This window comes from Meiothermus cerbereus DSM 11376, from assembly GCF_000620065.1.
Taxonomy (GTDB): Bacteria; Deinococcota; Deinococci; order Deinococcales; family Thermaceae; genus Meiothermus; species Meiothermus cerbereus.
Window position 1 is genome coordinate 25,970 of record NZ_JHVI01000015.1, and the last position, 19,138, is coordinate 45,107.

At 59.9% G+C, this 19,138-nt stretch carries 18 protein-coding genes; 8 read left to right on the forward strand and 10 right to left on the reverse strand.

Annotated elements, in window-relative coordinates; all coding sequences use genetic code 11:
- The first annotated feature begins 54 nt into the window (after positions 1–54).
- The 6 genes from Q355_RS0106955 to Q355_RS0106980 all read left to right on the forward strand — a co-directional run bounded on the left by Q355_RS0106955 (position 55) and on the right by Q355_RS0106980 (position 7,287).
- Positions 55–756: an SDR family oxidoreductase gene (locus Q355_RS0106955; protein WP_027877132.1), complete on the forward strand. Its 702-nt coding sequence runs from the start codon at positions 55–57 to the stop codon at positions 754–756.
- Between the two features lie 314 nt (positions 757–1,070).
- Positions 1,071–2,273 (forward strand): sugar ABC transporter substrate-binding protein, encoded by a 1,203-nt coding sequence (locus Q355_RS0106960; RefSeq protein WP_027877133.1) that lies wholly within the window; start codon positions 1,071–1,073, stop codon positions 2,271–2,273.
- Between the two features lie 136 nt (positions 2,274–2,409).
- Positions 2,410–3,444: a S1C family serine protease gene (locus Q355_RS0106965; RefSeq protein ID WP_027877134.1), complete on the forward strand. Its 1,035-nt coding sequence runs from the start codon at positions 2,410–2,412 to the stop codon at positions 3,442–3,444.
- Positions 3,445–3,596: 152 nt separating this feature from the next.
- A complete protein-coding gene (locus Q355_RS0106970) occupies positions 3,597–4,937 on the forward strand; it encodes an aminotransferase class III-fold pyridoxal phosphate-dependent enzyme (RefSeq protein ID WP_027877135.1) in 1,341 nt (446 codons plus the stop codon).
- Between the two features lie 387 nt (positions 4,938–5,324).
- Positions 5,325–6,830 carry a 4-alpha-glucanotransferase gene (malQ, locus tag Q355_RS0106975; RefSeq protein ID WP_027877136.1) on the forward strand — a complete coding sequence of 502 codons (1,506 nt, stop codon included), beginning with the start codon at positions 5,325–5,327 and terminating at the stop codon, positions 6,828–6,830.
- 61 nt (positions 6,831–6,891) lie between these two features.
- A complete protein-coding gene (locus tag Q355_RS0106980; protein ID WP_027877137.1) occupies positions 6,892–7,287 on the forward strand; it encodes a VOC family protein in 396 nt (131 codons plus the stop codon).
- Positions 7,288–7,310: 23 nt separating this feature from the next.
- On the opposite strand, the gene Q355_RS0106985 is transcribed toward Q355_RS0106980, so the two are convergent.
- Genes Q355_RS0106985 through Q355_RS0107000 form a run of 4 tightly spaced genes read right to left on the reverse strand, consistent with a single transcriptional unit; the run spans position 7,311 to position 10,738 of the window.
- Positions 7,311–7,871, reverse strand: coding sequence for a 5-formyltetrahydrofolate cyclo-ligase (locus Q355_RS0106985; protein ID WP_027877138.1), 561 nt, complete (start codon positions 7,869–7,871; stop codon positions 7,311–7,313).
- A gap of 29 nt (positions 7,872–7,900) precedes the next feature.
- Entirely contained in the window at positions 7,901–8,941 is a 1,041-nt protein-coding gene (locus Q355_RS0106990) for a serine hydrolase domain-containing protein (protein WP_027877139.1), read from the reverse strand.
- Positions 8,942–8,970: 29 nt separating this feature from the next.
- Positions 8,971–9,567 carry an NAD(P)H-dependent oxidoreductase gene (locus tag Q355_RS0106995; protein ID WP_027877140.1) on the reverse strand — a complete coding sequence of 199 codons (597 nt, stop codon included), beginning with the start codon at positions 9,565–9,567 and terminating at the stop codon, positions 8,971–8,973.
- A 49-nt stretch (positions 9,568–9,616) separates the two neighbouring features.
- The gene (locus Q355_RS0107000) at positions 9,617–10,738 is read right to left on the reverse strand and encodes an acyl-CoA dehydrogenase family protein (protein ID WP_027877141.1); all 1,122 of its coding nucleotides are present in this window, start codon (positions 10,736–10,738) and stop codon (positions 9,617–9,619) included.
- A 130-nt stretch (positions 10,739–10,868) separates the two neighbouring features.
- Here Q355_RS0107000 and Q355_RS0107005 point away from each other — a divergent pair, with 130 nt between their 5' ends.
- The gene (locus Q355_RS0107005; protein WP_245597522.1) at positions 10,869–11,654 is read left to right on the forward strand and encodes a YdcF family protein; all 786 of its coding nucleotides are present in this window, start codon (positions 10,869–10,871) and stop codon (positions 11,652–11,654) included.
- Here Q355_RS0107005 and Q355_RS0107010 read toward each other — a convergent pair.
- The 6 genes from Q355_RS0107010 to Q355_RS0107035 all read right to left on the reverse strand — a co-directional run bounded on the left by Q355_RS0107010 (position 11,651) and on the right by Q355_RS0107035 (position 18,370).
- Complete coding sequence (locus Q355_RS0107010; RefSeq protein WP_027877143.1) at positions 11,651–12,694, reverse strand: 2-oxoacid:ferredoxin oxidoreductase subunit beta; 1,044 nt, start codon at positions 12,692–12,694, stop codon at positions 11,651–11,653. The genes Q355_RS0107005 and Q355_RS0107010 overlap by 4 nt on opposite strands.
- Positions 12,695–12,722: 28 nt before the next feature.
- The gene (locus tag Q355_RS0107015; RefSeq protein ID WP_027877144.1) at positions 12,723–14,546 is read right to left on the reverse strand and encodes a 2-oxoacid:acceptor oxidoreductase subunit alpha; all 1,824 of its coding nucleotides are present in this window, start codon (positions 14,544–14,546) and stop codon (positions 12,723–12,725) included.
- 410 nt (positions 14,547–14,956) lie between these two features.
- Positions 14,957–15,259, reverse strand: coding sequence for a P-II family nitrogen regulator (locus tag Q355_RS0107020; RefSeq protein ID WP_027877145.1), 303 nt, complete (start codon positions 15,257–15,259; stop codon positions 14,957–14,959).
- Entirely contained in the window at positions 15,259–16,227 is a 969-nt protein-coding gene (locus Q355_RS0107025) for a sodium-dependent bicarbonate transport family permease (protein ID WP_027877146.1), read from the reverse strand. The genes Q355_RS0107020 and Q355_RS0107025 overlap by 1 nt, the downstream gene beginning before the upstream one ends.
- 199 nt (positions 16,228–16,426) lie before the next feature.
- On the reverse strand, positions 16,427–16,834 hold the full coding sequence (locus tag Q355_RS0107030; protein WP_027877147.1) for an acyl-CoA thioesterase: 408 nt from the start codon (positions 16,832–16,834) through the stop codon (positions 16,427–16,429).
- A gap of 90 nt (positions 16,835–16,924) precedes the next feature.
- Complete coding sequence (locus tag Q355_RS0107035; protein WP_027877148.1) at positions 16,925–18,370, reverse strand: NADP-dependent isocitrate dehydrogenase; 1,446 nt, start codon at positions 18,368–18,370, stop codon at positions 16,925–16,927.
- 209 nt (positions 18,371–18,579) lie between these two features.
- On the opposite strand from Q355_RS0107035, the gene purE reads away from it, so the two are divergent.
- Positions 18,580–19,086 carry a 5-(carboxyamino)imidazole ribonucleotide mutase gene (gene purE, locus Q355_RS0107040; RefSeq protein WP_027877149.1) on the forward strand — a complete coding sequence of 169 codons (507 nt, stop codon included), beginning with the start codon at positions 18,580–18,582 and terminating at the stop codon, positions 19,084–19,086.
- Positions 19,087–19,138 lie beyond the last annotated feature (52 nt).

Below are 19,138 nucleotides of genomic sequence, written 5' to 3' on the forward strand. Positions count from 1 at the left end.
ACATTGGTGTGGGCGAACCTTGTGTTCGCCCCGTTTTTTTTGCACCATGAGGGCATGGCAAGCTTGCGAGGAAAAGTCGCTTTGGTTACCGGAGCTTCTTCCGGTATTGGCCTTGAGGTCGCCAGGCAACTGGTTGCCAGTGGCGTGGGGGTGGGACTTTTTGCCCGTAGCCAGTCTAAGCTGGCTCATATTGCAGGCGAGCTGGGCAACAGCCTGGCCTTGCCGGGCGACGTGAGCCGCTACGAGGACCTCGAGCGGGCCGTACAGCAGCTCGAGGCCCGCTTTGGTGGCCTCGACTTCCTGATTAACAACGCTGGGGTGGGTATTTTCAAGCCTGTACACGAGCTGACCCCGGAAGAGTGGCAACAGGTTCTGCAAACCAACCTGACCGGCGCCTTTTATGCTACCAAAGCTGCCGTGCCGGCCATGCAGAAGCGCGGTGGGGGCTATATCATCAACATTGCTTCGCTCGCAGGTAAGAACGCCTTTGCCAATGGAGCTGCATATAATGCCAGTAAGTTTGGTCTGCTGGGTTTTTCTGAAGCCAGCATGCTCGACTTGCGCTACTACGGCATCCGGGTGAGCAGCATCCTGCCCGGCTCGGTAGACACCCCCTTTGCGGGCAACAGTACTGGGGCCTCGTGGAAAATTCAGCCACAAGACGTTGCTCAGGCTGTGCTGTACTTATTGCAAAGCGACCCTCGAGTCATTCCCAGCCAGATTGACCTGCGCCCCAGCCAGCCACCCAAAAAGTGAAGGGGCTGCAAAGGTAAAGCCAGGAGGAACAAAATTAAGTCAATGCTCGGACAAATGTCCCTGGCAGGCCCTGCCTACCCTCTGCGGTTGAACCGGCAAAACCCTCTCGAGCACGCATAACTTGAGGTGGGCTTTATTTTTTGCCTGGGTAGTCAGTCCCTTTACTTGCATTGCGGATGTAGTAAGATAACTTAGACGCAGAAGGCAGATTTCCAAAAAGAGTCGTTGAGGACATCGTGGAAACGCTGCCATCAGCTGCCGTCGAAATGGTCTAGACCATGCTTTGCAGCATGGCCTGGCACAAGGAGGAAGACATGAGGAAAGGTATCTTAATTGGGGCTATAGCGGCCCTGGGTTTGCTGGGCTCGGCTATGGCCCAGGGTAAAATCACGGTTTGGACCCACTACGGTGGCCCCGAACTGGCCTGGCTCAAGCAGACCGCGGCTAATTTTACCAAGACCAGCGGCACCCAGGTGGAGGTGGTGGAGGTACCCTTTGGTGATATTCAGAACAAATTCATCCTGGGGGCACCCCAGGGCCAGGCCGCCGATCTGGTGGTGAGCATTCCCCACGACTGGGTGGGCGCCATGGCGGCTGCGGGCGTGCTCGAGCCCATGGGCAAGTATGCCACCAGCAGCTATATCCAAAGCCTGTCGGATGTGGCCGTTGATGCCCTGACCTACCGCAACCAGCTCTTTGCGCTGCCCATGTTTGCCGAGTCGGTAGCCCTCATCTACAACAAAAAGCTGGTCAAAGAGGCCCCCAAAACCTGGGATGAATTCCTTAAAGTGGCCCAAGAGAACACCAAGGGCAACTCCTATGGCTTCCTGTACGACCTGGCCAACCCCTACTTCAACTATGGCTGGTTCACGGCTTATGGGGCTAGCGTGTTTGGTCGCACGGCCCAGGGGGTAGATGCCAGCCAGACCCGTCTGGGTGGTGAGGCAGGCGTTCGTGCGGTGAGCTTTATCAAAGACCTGCGCTACCGTTACCGCCTGATTCCCGAAGGGGTCGACTACGGCGTGGCCGACAGTGCCTTTAAAGAAGGCGCACTGGCTATGATTCTCAACGGCCCTTGGGCCATTGGCGACTACAAAAAAGCCAACATTGACTTTGGCATTGCCCCCATGCCCAACCCGCCGGGTGGTGGGCAGTGGCGTCCGTTTGTGGGTGTGCAGGGCGTGGCGATGAACGCTTACTCGCGTAACAAAAACGCTGCCGCCAACTTTGCCAAGCTGCTGGTGAGCACCCAGAACCAGGTGGCCTTCAACAAGGCCGGTGGCCGTTTGCCGGTATCCAAGCAAGCGGTACAGCAGCTGCGCAACGACCCGGTGGTGGCCGGTTTCTCGGCGACCATCGCCCTGGGCTCGCCCATGCCCAACATTCCCGAGATGGGTAAGGTGTGGGGCCCCTGGGGCAATGCCCTTTCGCAGGCTGTCCAAAAAGCCGATACCAACGTAGCGCAGATTGTTGCGGCCATGGTGGCCGAAATTAACCGGGCCTTGTCGGGACGATAAACCTTCACCCTCAGAACCCCCTTCTCGGGAAGGGGGTTTTATTTTTTCAAGAAATGTGCATGCCAGCAACATAATCAATATCCAGATCGACTACGCTTTTTTTAGCTGCGCTTCGTGGCGCTTGGGGGAGACCTTAATGCGGCGTATTTGGTTGTTCGTTGTGGTGGTAGCCACCTTTGGCTTGTTGGCTGCTGTGATCCAGGCCCAGCCGCTACAGGCCCCACGTACCCTAACCGCCGAGCTGCGCGCTGCCCTCGAGCAGGTCTATGTGCGGGCTCTCCCGGCGGCTGTGCGCATCGAGACTATTCCTGAGGGTACCGGCTCCGGTTTTTTTATTAGCGCCGATGGGCTGGTCATGACCGCCTATCACGTGATTGAAGATACCCGTAGCTTTCGGGTGATTAACTCCAGAAACGAGTCGTTTCCTGCCGAAATTGTGGGCTATGATGAATTTCGTGATATTGCCATTGTGCGCGCCAGGGTAGGGGGAGCGGTGTCGTTTTTGTCGCTCGAGACCTCTGCCAGCCCCCGTGTGGGGGAGCCTTTGCTGGCTATAGGTAACTCGAGAGGACAGTTCATCGCGCCCCGCTATGGGCTGGTTAATACTGTCGAGCGTGACATCTTTCCGTTTTTCAATTCCATTGCCATCTCCACTACCATTCCGCTGGCCCCCGGCGACTCGGGCGGCCCGGTACTGAACCTGGCCGGGCGGGTGGTTGCGGTGGTGGTAGCTATCGGCCAGCCGGACGGGGTTTTTGAAAGCTACCTGTCCCCCCTGCAAGGGCTGGGCGAGGTGATTGCACAGCTACAGGCCGGACGTAAGCGCGACGTGCCCTACATTGGGGTGCAGCTTTTCCAGATAGACGACGAAACCGCGGCCACCTTACGCATTCCCAAGGAAGGGGTGCTGATCCGCAGCCTGCTGCGTGGCGGCGCTGCTGAGCAGGCGGGATTGCGTGGACTCTCAATCCGGCGTGAGAACGGCCAGGAAGTCTACGACTTCGACGTGATCCTCGAGGCCGATGGTCGCCCCTTTAACGACGTTACCCAGCTTCAGCGCTACATCCGCAGCAAAGAGGTGGGCGATAGCGTAACCCTGACTATACGGCGGGGCCAGCAGATCCTCAAAGTCGAGCTCAGGCTGACCCCCAACCCCACGCGGCGCGGCTAGGCCAAGCCGGGTAGTTGGTAAAGCCTCGCCACCGAACATGTAAATTGTTTTGCATACGTTGAAAAGACTTATGTTCTTTGACACTTTGACCATTGCCTCAGTCTGTGCAGGGGGCTACCATTAGAGCTATCTAAACTCGAGGGGGAGGCCTAATGGAACGCTCGTCTAAGGAAGTTATTCAAGAGAACCGCGACTACACCTTGTTTTCGTGGTCGGTGCAAAGCAGCGCGAACCCCATCCACATGACGCGCTCAAAAGGCGTGTGGTTCTGGGATGGCGATGGCAACAAATGGCTGGACTTTAGCAGCCAGCTCATCAACATCAACGTGGGCCACCAGCACCCCAAGGTGCTCGAGGCCATCAAGAAGCAGGTGGACGAACTGTGTTTTGCGGGCCCCAGTTTTGCTACCGAGCCAAGGGGGCAGCTGGGCAAAAAGCTGGCTGAAGTAACCGGGCTGGCCAAGTCGTTTTTTTGCCTGGGTGGAGCTGAGGCCAACGAAAACGCTATGAAGATAGCCCGTCTGTATACGGGCCGCGACAAAATCATTACCCGTTACCGCAGCTACCACGGGGCCACCATGGGCGCCATGACCGCCTCGGGTGACCCCCGGCGCTGGCCGGTGGAGCCGGGCATTCCGGGTATTGTGCGGGTTTTTGACCCCTACTGCTACCGCTGCCCCTTTGGCAAAAGCCCGGATAGCTGCCAGCGGGAGTGTGTGAGCCACATCGAAGAGATCATCCAGCTAGAAGGCCCCCACACCATCGCGGCCATTATGGTCGAGGGCATTACCGGCTCGAATGGGCTTTTGGTGCCGCCCGACGACTACTATCCCAAGCTGCGGGCGCTGTGCGACAAATACGGCATCTTGCTCATTACCGACGAGGTGATGAGTGGGTTTGGCCGCACCGGAAAGTGGCTCTCCACCCAGCACTATGGCATCAAACCCGACATCGTGACCTGCGCCAAGGGCCTCACCAGCGGGTATATGCCGCTGGGGGCGGTGATTGTTTCCCAGCCGATTGCCGACTTTTTTGAAGATCACATGCTGTGGGGAGGCCTGACCTACTCCGGCCACCCAGTCTCGTGTGCTGCCGCTGTGGCTAACCTCGCGGTTTACGAGGAAGAGCACCTGTTTGAAAACACCGAAGAGCAGGGCAAATACCTTGGTGAGCGCCTCGAGGCCATGCGCAGGAAATACGCTTGTGTGGGGGACGTTCGCTACATTGGCCTATTTAGCGTGATCGAGCTGGTGAAGGACAAAGCCAGCAAAGAGCCCCTGGCCCCCTTCAACGGCACTTCCCCCGAGATGCAAAAGCTGGCTAGCTACCTCAAGTCCAAGCACATCTATGCCTTTAGCCGCTTCAACATGCTCTGGGTCTGCCCGCCTTTGGTGATTAACCGCGAGGAACTCAAATACGGCCTGGACGTGATTGAAGAGGGCCTGGCCCTGGTAGACGAGGCGCTGGGTGTGATGGGTGCAGCGGCTGATTAGCGAGGGGATAACCCTGCTATACAAAGCTGTGCTAAGCGGGTCTTTGCTGCCAGGGTGGGCGGAAAAATCAGGGCAAACGGCCACCTTGGCCTGCCCTGGCTGCGCTCGGCTGGGGCCAGGCAGCCTGTTTGCATAGCAGCCGCTGGTGGTATGCGCCCTGGCCGAAGCGCCCAGTTTCGCTCGGGCCAGGACTGGCGACATACTGGCTTGTCTGCTCATATGAACCCCATTCCTGTTTAGTGCAGGTCGGAACCGAATGGGTGCAGCCCCTGGCGGTGTTTCAGGAGAGGCCCAAGCAATAGGTCTCAGCAATAGGAATGATTAATCGCGCGCTGGGCTATAGAAGCGCTTCCATCATGTGCTCATCTGGGTTAGACTACCCTTGCTATGAAAATCGAACGCGCATTTGGCCTTCTGCTTCACCCCACCAGCTTTCCGGGTCGTTGGGGGATTGGGGCTTTGGGCCGCGAAGCGGAGCGCTTCCTGGACTGGCTGGCCTCGAGCGGGGCCCGCTATTGGCAGGTTTTGCCTTTGGGCCCTACCAGCTACGGCGACTCGCCCTATCAGGCCTTTTCGGCTTTTGCTGGCAACCCTTACCTGATTGACCCAGAGATGCTGATTGAAAAAGGCTGGCTCGAGAAAAACGAAGAACCCCCGCCGTACCCAGCCGGAAGCGTCAACTACGGCTGGCTATACGAGACCCGCTGGCCCTTATTAAGGCGGGCTTTTGCTGGTTTCCAGGAACGCGCTACCGCCCAGGATAAAGCGCTTTTGCGGGCTTTTGTCGAGGAAGAGAAGACCTGGCTGGAAGACTACGCGCTTTTTATGGCCCTCAAGACCCGTTTTGGCGGCAAACCCTGGAACGAGTGGAGTCCCGAACTGCGCGACCGCAAACCGGCGGCCCTGGTCAAAGCCCGTGAGGAGCTGGCCTACGAGGTAGCTCTGCATGAGTGGATTCAATGGCTGTTTTACACCGAATGGGGCCAGACCAAAGCCTACGCCGAGTCGAAGGGGATACAGATTATCGGCGATATGCCCATCTTCGTGGCCTTCGACTCCTCGGATGTATGGGCCAACCCCCAGTACTTCTACCTTGATGACAGTGGCAACCCCACGGTGGTGGCGGGTGTTCCACCAGACTATTTTTCTGAGACCGGCCAGCTCTGGGGCAATCCCCTTTACCGCTGGGACGTAATGGAGCAGGAGAACTTCGCCTGGTGGGTGGCGCGCATCAAGCAGTCGCTTAAGCAGTGCCACCTGGTGCGCATCGACCACTTCCGCGGCTTTGAAGCCTACTGGGAAATTCCTTTTGGTATGCCCAATGCGGTCAAGGGGCGCTGGGTCAAGGCCCCGGGCGAAAAACTGTTTGCCGCGGTACGGGCTGCGCTGGGCGATGCGCCCATCATTGCCGAGGATCTGGGGGTTATCACACCCGAGGTAGAGGCCCTGCGCGACGGCTTTGGTTTTCCCGGCATGAAGATTCTTCAGTTTGCTTTTTCGGATGATGGAAATATCTTTTTGCCGCACAACTACCCGCCGGATGGCAATGTGGTGGTGTACAGCGGAACCCACGACAACGACACCAGCCTGGGGTGGTTCCGCACCGCTCCAGAGGCCGAGCGGGCTTTCATGCGTGATTACTTGGCCCGCTACCAGATCCGCTGCTTGTCGGAATACGAAGTGGCCGGGGCCCTGATTGAGCTGGCTTTCAAGAGCCCAGCCAGGCTGGCCATAATTCCCTTGCAAGATGTGCTGGGGTTGGGTACCGAGGCCCGGATGAACTTCCCCGGACGGCTGGGGGGCAACTGGTCGTGGCGCTATGCCGAAAGCGACCTCGAGCCCGGTCTGGCTGCTGGTCTGCGGGCCCTGGCCGAGGCCAACCAGCGCGCTTGAGGTTTTGCAAGCACCCTTGACCACAAGCCTGCGGCTGGGTTTTGATACCCTAGGGGCAACGATGAACATTGCCGGGGTACTCGAGACCTGTGTGTATGCGACCGACCTCGAGGCGGCCAAAGGCTTCTACCAGGGATTACTGGGCCTGGAACTCTTTGCGGAGCAGCCTGCGCGACATTTGTTTTTCCGGGTAGGGCCGGGGGTTTTCCTGGTGTTCAACCCCCAGGCCACCCAGCAAGAGGCCGTCCTGCCACCGCATGGGGCCGAGGGTAGCGTGCACGTGTGCTTTCGGGTAGCAGCAGAGGAACTGCAAAGCTGGGCAGAGCGGCTCGAGGCGCACGGCTACCCCGTCACCTGGGCCGAGTGGAAGGCTGGCCGCAGCTTGTATGTTCGCGACCCCGCAGGCAACCTGGTTGAGTTTGCTCCGGCCGCAATTTGGGGTTTGGCCGAAGGTTGAGTCAAAGACCGACCAGGATGCCCTCAAGCCCCAATGACCTGATGGGGGGTGGCGATCAGGTCTACTTTTCGCTCGGGCTGGCAAGGTAATTCATCGAAAATCATCAGGGTGTGGGCCAGGGTGACCCAGGGAGCGGCCACCTCGAGGTTTTTGTAAGGGAAGCCGTACCCTTTGCCTAGCCAGTTGTGCCGTTCGTCTACAGCCACACTGCCCACCAGAACCAGGTCTATGGTGGTCTGGCTCAGGTCAATGGGTTTGCCAAGCTGTGCCACCTCCCGTACCCGCTTGAGCTGGTGGGGTAAGAGGCCCTCGAGGCTCAGGTAGCGCCCTGTTTTGTCGGGGTGGGGCATAATGACGATTTTGCCGGACTTCAAAGCGGCCTCCCGTAACGGCTTGAGCACCTGGTCGGGGCCCGCCAGGATGACCGTGGCCATTTGCCACAGCTTCAGGCCCATCAAGCGCTCGGCAGCGCGGCTGGCGCCAATAAAATTGGGATGATGCCCGTGGGGTGGGGTGGGGTAGGTAGCCGCCCTGTGCTGGGCCAGGGCATTCCACACCAGTTCCCGTACTTCGCCTTGCGTCACAGCGGCAGTGTATCGCACCCGATAAACTTCTAACCCTGACCGGTCAAGAGCAGACGTAGAAAAGCGGCATCGGAGAAGGCGGTTCTACGCCCGGCCAAACTTTCTACAATTCCTTCGGCTTGCCGTACCACCACCAGCCTCAGCTTGCGGCTGATGTAGAGGCGCTGGTCGCCCGCACCCGCCGCGATAACCATGTCGTCGGGCAGGCCCGGGGTGCTGGCCAGCGCGTCAATGCCCTGCCCCACGCGCCCGATGGCCGCCCGCTGGGCCGGACTGATGGGGCGTCCCAGCCACCAGGTCAGGCCGTAGATGGGGTTGACCCTCGAGGGCTCAAAACACTTTTGCAGCAGCTCTTCGTCTACCACGCGCTGGCCCTGCCACCGCCCGCCCTGGCGCACCAACTCGCCGAACTTGGCCCAGCTACGGGCGGTCAGGAAGGCTCCGGAGGGCAGGTGGGGGTTGCCGTCGGGCCCCCGACGCCAGAAGGTGTACTCGAGGCCAATCGGCTTGAAGATGCGCTGGCTCAGGTACTCCAGGGGGTCGCCTTTCAGTTTTCGCCGCATCAGCTCGCCAAAAACCTGAAAGGGGATGGGGCCATAGGAAAAGCGGGTACCCGGTGGGGCCTCGGCAGGGGTCTCGAGGGCGGCCCGGTAGGTGGGGGGGCGGGCTAGGTTACCACCGGGAATGCCGCTGGTGAGATGCAAGAGCTGGCTCAGATTAATTTGCGAACGCCAAGGGTCGCCCTGCCACTCGGTCAAGGTCTGGGCCAGGGGTTCTTCCAGCGAAAGCAGGCCGTCCTGTACGGCAGCAACGGCCATAACCCCGCAAAAGCTCTTGGTGCCGCTGGCCAGCTCGTGGCCACGGGTGGGGCTGCCGCCATTGGGATAGTCCTCAAACACGGTCTGACCGTCTACCACCACCAAAAGCGCGATGCCCCGGTTCCGGGCAGAATAAGCTGCTGCAAGTTTGTGGAAAAGGGGGTTGTTGGGGTCGGGCAGGGTTTGGGCGAATCCCCTGGAACCTCCCAGCAGGACTGAGGCCAGACCCTTGAGCACGGCTCGGCGATGCATGGCAGAAGCCTACTAGCCAGGCCTTAAGTTTAGCTGAAGCAAAGGGGCGTCAGCTCGGGTAGTTTTTTCAAATGCTCCCGGAAGGCCTCGAGGGTGGCTTTACGCTCGGCCTCGCTCATCTCCCCTGGCCCGTAAGCGATAAAAGGGGGCAGAACTTCCATGCCGCAATAGGCAAAAACGCCGTAATGGATGGGTTCCAGCACCCGCATCAGGTCGCGCTGGGGAGCCTGGCGAAAATAATCCTCGCGCGCGCCTACCGTCAGGCTGAGCATGGCTTTTTTGCCGCGCAAAAGACCGTTTTCGAAGCTATGCTCGTCGTCGTAGGCAAACCCGTAAGCAAAAACCCGCTCAATCCAGCCCTTCATGATGGCCGGCATCCCGTACCACCAGTCGGGAAACTGGAACAAGAGCAGGTCGGCCCGCCGAACCTTTTCGATCTCGGGCTGGATGTCTCGCAGGTCGCCCTGTAGCTCCTTTGCGCTGAGTACCGGATTAAACCGCATGGTGTAGAGGTCGGAAAGCAGAATGCTGTGCCCGGCCTGGCTCAAGGCCCGCACCGCCAAGTCGCGCATGGCGGCGTTGAAGGAGTTGGGGTTGGGGTGGGCATAAATAATCAGGACATTCATCGGCTCAAAGCCTACGGTTAAAGGCCCCTAGGCTGCAACGGGACGATGGTCATCGGTATAGCTCTCGGGCAATCACCAGCTTCTGAATCTCGCTGGTGCCTTCGTAAATCTCGGTAATCTTGGCGTCGCGGTAGTAGCGTTCTACCCGGTACTCGCGGTGGTAACCATAGCCCCCCAGCACCTGTACGGCCTCGCGGGTTACACTCACGGCCACGTCGGAGGCAAAAAGTTTGGCGGTGGAGGCCTCCAGCGTATATTTCTCACCCCGGTCTTTTTTGGCGGCGGCTTCCAGCACCAGCGCCCTTGCAGCCGCTATGCGGGTGTGCATCTCGGCCAGTTTGAAGCTCACCCCCTGGAACTCCCGAATCTTCTGACCAAACTGGGTGCGCTCGTCGGCGTACTGTTTGGCAATTTCGAAAGCGGCCCGGGCCATACCCACCGCCTGGGCCGCAATGCCAATGCGCCCGGAGTCCAGGCCAGCCAGGGCCTGGGCCAGCCCGCGCCCCTCCTGGCCCAGGAGGTTTTCTTCCGGCACAAACACCCCCTCAAAGCGCACCTCACAGGTATGGGCGGCGTGCAGACCCATCTTCTCTTCGGGGAGGCCAAAGCTAAGGCCGGGGGCGTCTTTCTCCACAATAAAGCTGCTGATACCGGCCTCACCCCGGGCCATGACCACGTACACCTGGGCCTGCCCGCCCGAGGTGACCCAGCTCTTGAGGCCGTTCAGTTCCCAGCCCCCCGGCACTTTTTGGGCCGAGACCTTGAGCGAGGCCGGGTCGGAGCCGGCGTGGGGCTCGGTGAGGGAAAAAGCCCCAATCCACTCGCCTTTGGCCAGCGGCACCAGGTACTTCTTTTTTTGCGCCTCGCTGCCGAACCTGTTCAGCATGTACTGGGGCAAACCCGAGGTCACAGAAAGAATAACCGCCACGCTGGGGTCGGCAGCGGCGATTTCTTCCATTGCCAGGGCCCAGGTTACCGAGTCGAGCCCGGCCCCGCCCCAGGCCTCGGGGGTGGTCATGCCCAAAAGCCCGAGCTGGGCCAACTGCTTGAGCTGGGGCCAAGGGTATTGGCCTGTGCGGTCGTACTCGGGGGCCATCTCCCACAGTACCTCGCGCGAAACGGCCCGCACCATATCCAGCACCATTTTTTGATCTGCGGTCAGAACGGCCATGAATATATCGTATCACGCTCTTTGTGCATAAAAAGCGTCATAAAAGGTCGTCACCGAACCACCTTGGCAAAAGCCCACATCAGCGCCTGTTCGGCTGACGTAACAGCGGATGGGCCATAAGATGGTCGATATGCCGAGGTTGCCAGAACGACTGCTGATGGCTGCGGGTCTAAGTTTGTTGCTATTGCCGCTGGGGCTGGTTATCAACCCCGAGCTGGGCCTGGGGCCGCTGGTGGGGCTATGGCTAAGCGGAACGCTGCTGGGATGGTTGGGCCTGGGTTTCCGAATTTTGCTTTGGGGGAGTGGGCTTTGTGCGGTGTTGATTGCGGCGGTGGTGTTTACCCCGCTCACCAGGGTGTTGGCAGAGGGTCTGATCGTGAATGAAGCCCCGCAAAAAGCCGACCTGATTGTGGTCTTGGGGGGCGGGATGCACTGCGGGGTGGGGGAACTCGAGGCCTCCTCGTTGGCCCGGCTGGAGAAGGGCCTCGAGCTCTGGCGGGCCGGGTATGCCCCCCGCCTCACCCTCTCCGACACGGTGGGGGAGATTTTCGGGGATGCCCGCTGTCCCTCGCTGGGCCGGGTGGCGGCAGCGCGGGTCAGGGCGCTGTATGGGGAAGAAGGCCCGGAGGTTGTTTTCCTGCCCCAGATGCGCACCACCCGCACCGAGGCCCTGGCCGTCGACGGGTTGGTGCAAGAGCGGGGGTGGGGGCGGGTTTTGCTGGTCACCACCCCCACCCACAGCCGACGCGCGGTGGGCGCCTTTCGCAAACTGGGCGTGGAAGTGGTAAGCGTGGTCTCGAGTGAGCCCCGCTTCGATATGGCCCTGTTGTCCCCCGCCGACCGCCTGCAGGCCCTTACTCCGCTGGTGCGGGAATACCTGGGACTCCTCACCTACCGACTGCGCGGCTGGCTCTAGCGATAAGCCTGCAACAAATGCTCCAGGGCCGTCTGGCTGGGGCGCAATTGCTCAGGGGTAAGTTGGGCCAGCGGGGTGCTAAGCCCCTCTACTTCGGCCAGGCTGGGGCGGTCGGGGTTGTAGTAGATCAGGCCGGTGATGAACTCCCCGGTTTCCTGGGCCCGTTGCAGGCGCTCGAGGGCCGCCATTTTGTTGGTGGGGTCGTAGTCGTTGTCCAGGTTGCGCAGGCTGATCAGGGAACCGTCGTGCAACCGCACCGTGCGGAACTCGCCGGGCTCTAGGGGCTCGATGGAGATTTCCTCGGCGTAGGGGATAAAGCCCAGCTCGTGCAGGGGCTGTTCGTGCTTGGTGCCGTAGCCATAGCTTTTGGGGCTGTCATCTTCGTTGTTGAAGGCCACACAAGGGCTGATGATGTCCAAGAGGGCCGTACCCCGGTGGGAGAGGGCGGCTTTGAGCAGCTCGCGCACCTGCTTGGCGTCACCCGCAAAGCTACGGGCCACAAAGCCGCACCCCGCGATGATGGCCTCCATGCACAGGTCTATGGGCGGGAACTCGTTATGACCGGCGTATTTGAGCGTCAGGCCCTCTTCGGCGGTGGCCGAGAACTGGCCCTTGGTCAGGCCGTAGACCCCGTTGTTTTCCACCACATAGACCATCCGCAGGTTGCGGCGCATCAAGTGCTTGAACTGGCCCATCCCGATGCTGCCGGTGTCGCCGTCGCCCGAGACCCCAATGGCCTTGAGGGTATGGTTGGCCAGCAGGGCTCCGGTAGCCACGCTGGGCATCCGCCCGTGCAGGGCGTTGAAGCCGTGGGACATGCCCAGAAAATAGGCTGGCGATTTCGACGAACAGCCGATGCCCGAAAGCTTGATAATCTCGTGGGGCCTGAGGTTTAGCTCGAAGCCGACCTGCACCACCTGGCTGGCGATGCTGTTGTGCCCACAGCCTTTACACAGGGTGCTGGGTGTGCCGTCGTAGTCTTTTTTGCTCAGGCCCACCGCGTTGAGCTTGATGGGAGGAACTGGATTGGGGTTTTCCATAACATCCTTTTGCCGTTGATGGCGGTAACTATCTGAGGGCTTCTTCTTGTAGCAAGCGCTCCTGTACCCAGCGGGCCGTGAGGGGTAGCCCGTCCAGGTGTGCAATCGAGTGGATACGGCCCGCGAATGTGGGCATCTCGGTTTGCAGGATGCCGTGCACCTGACCGTCACGGTTGAGCTCAATTACGTAGACCCGCTCGTGGGCCGCTACAAAATCGCGCACCTGCTGGTTGATGGGCAGGGCCCGCAGGCGCAAAAAGCTGGTGGGAAGCTGCCGGGCCAGCCGGTCGCGGGCTTCCTCGATAGCGTAGCGGGTGGTTCCGTAGGCGATGATGCCCACCTTGGCGGAAGGGTGGTGGTCTATGGCGGGGGCAGGCACCAGGTCGCGGGCGGTCTCGAACTTGCGGGCCAGGCGGGCCATGTTGCGCTCCCAGTCGTCGGCGCGTTCGCTGTACTGGGCTTGCTCATTGTGGCCGCTGCCGCGGGTGAAATAGGCGGCCAAGGGGTGGGGGGTGCCGGGCAGGGTGCGGTAGGGGATGCCGTCGCCGTCTACGTCTTTATAGCGGGCAAAGCCACCCAGGGCCTCGAGCTCTTCCGCACTGAGCACCTTGCCGCGCTGTAGGGGCCGGTCGGGGTATTCAAAGGGCTGGCCCATCCAGTTGTTCATGCCCAGATCCAAGTCTGAGAGCACAAACACCGGGGTCTGGAGCTGTTCGGCTAGATCCAGCGACTTCCAGCCAAACTCGAAGCACTCTTCAATCGAGGAAGGAAACAAGATGGGATGCTTGGTGTCGCCGTGGCCCAGGGTGTAGGCAAAGGAGACATCGCCCTGGCTGGTACGGGTGGGCAGCCCGGTACTGGGGCCGACCCGCTGGATGTCCCAGATCACCGCTGGAATCTCGGTAAAGTAGCCATAGCTGACAAACTCGGCCATCAGGCTGATGCCGGGGCCGCTGGTAGCGGTAAGGGCCCGTGCGCCGGCCCAGCCCGCCCCCATAATCATGCCAGCAGCGGCCAGCTCATCCTCGGCCTGAATGACGGCATAGGTGGGTTTGCCGTCCTGATCCTTGCGGAGTTTGGGCAAGAACTCGCGCAGGGCATCCATAAAGCTGGTCGAAGGGGTGATGGGATACCAGGCCCCCACACTCACCCCCCCAAATACCGCTCCCAGCGCACCGGCCTCATTGCCGGTCATGATGATGAGCCCTTCGGTTTTGTTCATGGGCTCGAGCCAGAAGGGGTCTTGCTTGTGCAGATTCTCGGTGGCCCAGGCGAAGGCCCGGCGCACCACCTGCATGTTGCTCTCCACCAGCTTCTGCCGGTAGTCGAACTGAGCCCCCAGGGCTTCCTCAACCACTTCCAGGGGCACCCCCAGCATCCAGGCCACCACCCCCACATAGGCCATGTTGGCCATGTAGGGCTTACGCTTAACCGGAACGTCAATCCCAGCGATCAGCTCGCTGACCGGAACCGGGTAATACACCACGTCGTCGCGCCTGGGCAGGTTCTTCAGATCGGCGTTGTAGATACATACCCCGCCGCTGGGTAGCTCCTGCAGGTCTTCGTGGGCGGTAGCGGGGTTGAAAGCCACCAGAATTTCTGAGGGCTTGCGGGCGATGTAGCCCTCGTGGCTCACCCGGATGTGATACCAGGTGGGAAGCCCCTGGATGTTGGAGGGAAAAATGTTCTTGCCGTGAACCGGTATGCCCAGCTTAAAAAAAGACCGCAAAAGGGTTAGATTCGCGGTCTGACTTCCGGTTCCGTTGGCGGTGGCAACAACCAGGGAAAAGTCGTTGATGATGGGCGTGTGGGGTGTCAGGCCCGCCTCTTGTTGTCGTTCTAGAACACTCATGATACCTCCTAGTGCTATGTAACCCATCAGGCCAGCACTTGGTGTGCCCATATCCTATCGGAAACGGGTGAGGTGTTGGAGTGACTTTATGCCCTATTTCATGCGAAAAATAGCACAAGAGGGGCTTGCCTTCGGTATGCCAGGGTGCAGCGATTCCTGCTATTCCAAAATGTCCTGGGTTCGTTCTGTTTGCCGGGCTCCACCTGAGCACCGCGAGAAGCTGCTCCTATTGCAGTCTTCACAGAACTTGCCTCCCATCCGCGGCTCAATATGTGAGGAGCGCTCTAAGGTGGGTAGGAATGGCCGGCCACAACCTGAACCTGGCCTGCAACTCGAGCGCCCCCATGCAAGAAAGTAAAACCGTACCCAGGCCCCCGGCTGCTTGCAATGCACGCTCGACGTTGTGGGTGCTAGGTGTACTTATCCCCCCGCACCACTTCCACGTTTTCCACAAAAGCAATAACGGCGTAATTGGCAAAGTAAACCTCGGCCAAGTGGCTGAGGATTTTTTCGGCAACCGTGGGGCTCACGATGGTTTCCAGGCGGATATTGCTGCCCTCCCATTCGCTGGCCCGCACCCCTCGGCTGCCCTCGCCCCGTGCAGAGGTAATGGTGTAGCCTTTGGCCCCCAGCTTTTTGATATCCCGGATCAGCTTTTCTTCCAGGAACCCCTCTGCAATGATGGTGACCAGCTTGAGTGAGACCAGGGCCATTAGCTACCTCCGTGCAGCCAGCGTGAAAGGGCGTAGTAGATGGGGATCCCCAGGGTCAGGTTGAAGGGGAAGGTGATGCCCAGCGAGGCAGTGAGGTAGTAGCTGGGATTGGCCTGCGGCAAGGCGATGCGCACAGCGGCAGGGGCAGCAATGTATGAAGCGCTGGCAGCCATGGTGCCCAACACCATCGCGCCCCCCACCGACATACCGGCCAGGCTACCCAGCCATACCCCCAGGCTACCCTGGACAATCGGCATGGCAATCCCAAAACCAATCAAAAAGCCCCCTACCGTTCGCAGGTCGCGCAGGCGTTTGGCCGCTACCATTCCGAGCTCGAGCAAGAACAACACCAGTACGCCCCGAAAAGGATCCACGAATACCGGGGCCACCTGCTTGAGGCCATCGGGCCCGCTCAAAAAGCCTATCAGTGAGCCCCCTACCAGCAACAAGATGCTCTTACCAGCTAGAATTTCCTGCACGGCTTCGCTTAGCGAACCTCCACCCAGGCTTCGACGGGCAATCAGCAAAGCTATTATGATAGCCGGGACTTCCAGAATGGCTACCAGGGTTGGCAAGAAGCCTTCTACTGGCTGCTGCGCGGCTTGCATGTAGGTGATGGCGGCAATAAAAGTTACAGCAGATACCGAGCCATAATGGGCCGCGATAGCAGCTGCGTTTACCGCATCGAAACGCCCCAACCGCCGTAAGGCCGCATAGGAGAGCAACGGGGTAAGCACGCTTAGGAGCAGGGTGGCGAGTGCTGGCTTCCACACTTCGGAGAATGGTGTGGTTGCCAGGGCGGTGCCCCCCTTTAGACCAATGGCCAGCAGCAAATAAATCGAGAGGGTGGTATATAGTGCTTCGGGGATTCTTAGGTCAGACTTGACCAGTGTGGCCACGATGCCCAGGGCAAAGGCCAGCACGGCAGGGGAGAGCAGGTTGATGCGAAGCAGCTCCAGCGTATCCACGCTATACGATTCTAAGGCCATTGGTGGCAATTCAACGACTGCCACAAAAATCAGCCCGCCTTGCAACCTGATGCGGCAGGGTTGGCTCGAGCAAAAGCAGGTTTGGTCGGCCCTCCGCCATGCGGCGGCCAGCCGGTTTTAGCGCGCAATCTGCCCAGGACAACAAAAGCCGCTGTGCCAGGTATTTGTGGGCGCCGTGCTAGATCAGTCCAAAGGCTTTTTGAACCTCATCCGGAACCGCTTTTGGGCGCCCGCGCAGGGGGTCAATCCAGACCCAGTCGGTCTCGCACTCCACCAGCAAGACGCCAGCGCGAAAAATCCGGTTGTGGCGGGTGGCGCGAAAACTGCGGAAAGCCACGATTTCTGTGCTGACCTCGAGCGCATCCCCCAGTAGGGCCGAGCGGTGGTAGGTGATGGTATGCCGATGCACCACCGGAATCACCCCTAGCTGCCTGAGGCGCGCCAGGCTCATCCCTACGCTTTCGGCATGGGCGGTAACGCAGTCTTCGATGTAGCGCAAGTAGACCGCATTGTTGACGTGGCCCAGGCTATCTATGTCGTTCTGGTGCACCACAATAACATGACTAAAGCGCCTTCTGGACTCCACCCGGATAGTCTACCCGCTGGGTGCCTGGAATGCCTGGATGCCGGGTTTGATCAGGTCTTGATCACTATAGAAACCCCTTGGCTTCCTGGTTTACTGCCCTTGCCCAAGGGAATACCCCGGCTTGCCGTCAAAGTTGTAAAGGTGTTCGGTTTTGATAAAATCCATGCCCGCGGCAGCAATTTTGCCCAGCAGCTCCACAATATCGTGGTGGTTGGGGGTTCCGTTCTGGGCCATGAAGCGCCCGCGCCAGTGGTCGGTGCGGAAGGTCTCGGGGAAGCCGCCGGGCCATACCTTTACGCCCCGGTTGGTGATCAGGGCGAGCTTGAGTTTTTCGGTGGAAAGGGGCTGAAGCAGCTTGGCTAGCTCTTCGGGCTTGGTGCCGCGCCAGTTGAAAAACACGTCAATGCCCACCAGCTCTTTATGGGCGGGTTTGGGATTGCGAACCATCAGCGGCACCATGGGCTCCTTGCTGGCCTCGCCAAATTTGGCCGGGCGTAGGCGCTCGGGCAGCTGCCCCAGGCGTTCGATCACAGCCTGGGCAAACTCGGCAGTGCCCACCTTTTTCTCGCTGACCCGCTCGTCGTAGATATCGGCGGTGTGGATACCGTCTTCCAGGGTTTTGAGCCAGGCGTTCTTGATGCGGGCGGCAGCCTCGGGCTGCCCAATGTGAACCAGCATCAGGATGGCCCCCTGCAATAGCCCGGAGGGATTGGCGATCCCCTTACCCGCAATATCGGGTGCGCTGCCGTGCACGGCCTCGAACATGGCGCAGTCGTCGCCCACATTGGCCGAACCGGCCAGCCCCACCGAACCTGCAACCTCGGCGGCGATGTCCGACAGAATGTCGCCGTACAGGTTGGGGGCTAGAATCACGTCGAAGCGCTCGGGCATCTCGGCCAGACGGGCCGCACCGATGTCCACGATCATGTGCTCTTTGTGCAGCTCAGGGTATTCGGCTCCAATTTCGTCAAACATCTTGTGAAAGAGGCCGTCGGTAATCTTCATGATGTTGTCTTTGGAGATGCAGGTCACCTTTTTGCGCCCGTTGCGCCGGGCAAACTCGTAGGCGTAGCGCACAATACGCTCGGTGCCGGGCTTGGAGATCAGCTTGAGGGCCATGGTAACTTCGTCGGTTTGCTGATACTCGATGCCCGCATAGAGGTCTTCCTCGTTTTCGCGCACGATTACCAGGTCAATAGATTTGTGCTTGGTGGTGACGAAAGGCTCGTAGCTTTGCACGGGCCGTACATTGGCGTAAAGCCCCAGGGTTTTGCGTACCGTCACATTGAGGCTCTTGTAGCCCCCGCCCTGGGGGGTGGTGATGGGGGCTTTGAGAAACACCTTGGTACGCCGCAGGCTTTCCCAGGCGCTCTCCTCGATGCCGCTGGTGTGCCCACGTAGATAGACGCTTTCACCGATCTCGATAACCTCGGGCTCGAGCTGTGCGCCGCCCGCCTCGAGGATTTGCAGCACCGCCCGCATGATCTCAGGGCCGATACCATCGCCAAAAGCAACCGTGATGGGTGTTTTGCTCATCTCTTCTCCTTGCGCTCCTTGGCGCTCAAGCGTCAATCTAGGTCAACCCAACTCAAGAGAAAGCACATTGCGACATGGTTCGTTTCTGCTAAAATGCCTTTTACCCTGGGGAATAACAGCTTAAAAAAGAGCAAAGGCCAGGAATCCGGGTGTTGGTTTTTGTTACCGGGTTTATGCCTGAGGGTAGGAGCGCAGTAAACTACTCCCCGATGAACCTTCCTTCCTATCCCCTGGTTGGCATCATCATGGGCTCCAAGTCGGACTGGGAGACCATGCAGCACGCCGCGCAAACGCTGGAGCAGCTCCAGGTGCCCCACGAAGTGCGGGTGGTTTCGGCCCACCGCACCCCCGACCTGCTCTTTGCGTATGCCGAAGAGGCTGAAGCACGGGGCCTCGAGGTCATCATTGCCGGGGCTGGGGGGGCGGCCCACCTGCCGGGTATGACCGCCGCCAAAACCAGCCTGCCGGTGCTGGGGGTTCCGGTCGAGTCCAAAAGCCTGCGGGGGCTGGACTCGCTTTTGTCCATTGTGCAGATGCCTGCCGGGGTACCGGTAGGCACCCTGGCGATTGGTCGGGCTGGGGCCATCAATGCCGCACTGCTGGCGGTGAGCATTCTGGGCAATAAATACCCCCAGTGCAAGACCGCCCTGAAGCGATACCGCAGCGCCCAGACCGAGGCTGTGTTGGCCGAGCCCGACCCTCGCCCCAGAGGGTAAAGTCCCCGAAAGGCAACAATGGGCACATTTTTTTGCTCCATGTCCTAAACTA

Bases quoted from the DNA above. Each gene is read 5' to 3' on its own strand.
- Q355_RS0106970 (WP_027877135.1), top strand. From the start codon at position 3,597: ATGGAACGCTCGTCTAAGGAAGTTATTCAAGAGAACCGCGACTACACC.
- Q355_RS0107015 (WP_027877144.1), bottom strand. From the start codon at position 14,546: ATGAGTGTTCTAGAACGACAACAAGAGGCGGGCCTGACACCCCACACG.
- Q355_RS0106980 (WP_027877137.1), top strand. From the start codon at position 6,892: ATGAACATTGCCGGGGTACTCGAGACCTGTGTGTATGCGACCGACCTC.
- Q355_RS0106960 (WP_027877133.1), top strand. From the start codon at position 1,071: ATGAGGAAAGGTATCTTAATTGGGGCTATAGCGGCCCTGGGTTTGCTG.
- purE (WP_027877149.1), top strand. From the start codon at position 18,580: ATGAACCTTCCTTCCTATCCCCTGGTTGGCATCATCATGGGCTCCAAG.
- Q355_RS0107035 (WP_027877148.1), bottom strand. From the start codon at position 18,370: ATGAGCAAAACACCCATCACGGTTGCTTTTGGCGATGGTATCGGCCCT.
- malQ (WP_027877136.1), top strand. From the start codon at position 5,325: ATGAAAATCGAACGCGCATTTGGCCTTCTGCTTCACCCCACCAGCTTT.
- Q355_RS0107005 (WP_245597522.1), top strand. From the start codon at position 10,869: ATGCCGAGGTTGCCAGAACGACTGCTGATGGCTGCGGGTCTAAGTTTG.
- Q355_RS0106965 (WP_027877134.1), top strand. From the start codon at position 2,410: ATGCGGCGTATTTGGTTGTTCGTTGTGGTGGTAGCCACCTTTGGCTTG.
- Q355_RS0107000 (WP_027877141.1), bottom strand. From the start codon at position 10,738: ATGGCCGTTCTGACCGCAGATCAAAAAATGGTGCTGGATATGGTGCGG.
- Q355_RS0106995 (WP_027877140.1), bottom strand. From the start codon at position 9,567: ATGAATGTCCTGATTATTTATGCCCACCCCAACCCCAACTCCTTCAAC.
- Q355_RS0107010 (WP_027877143.1), bottom strand. From the start codon at position 12,694: ATGGAAAACCCCAATCCAGTTCCTCCCATCAAGCTCAACGCGGTGGGC.
- Q355_RS0106955 (WP_027877132.1), top strand. From the start codon at position 55: ATGGCAAGCTTGCGAGGAAAAGTCGCTTTGGTTACCGGAGCTTCTTCC.
- Q355_RS0106990 (WP_027877139.1), bottom strand. From the start codon at position 8,941: ATGCATCGCCGAGCCGTGCTCAAGGGTCTGGCCTCAGTCCTGCTGGGA.
- Q355_RS0107020 (WP_027877145.1), bottom strand. From the start codon at position 15,259: ATGGCCCTGGTCTCACTCAAGCTGGTCACCATCATTGCAGAGGGGTTC.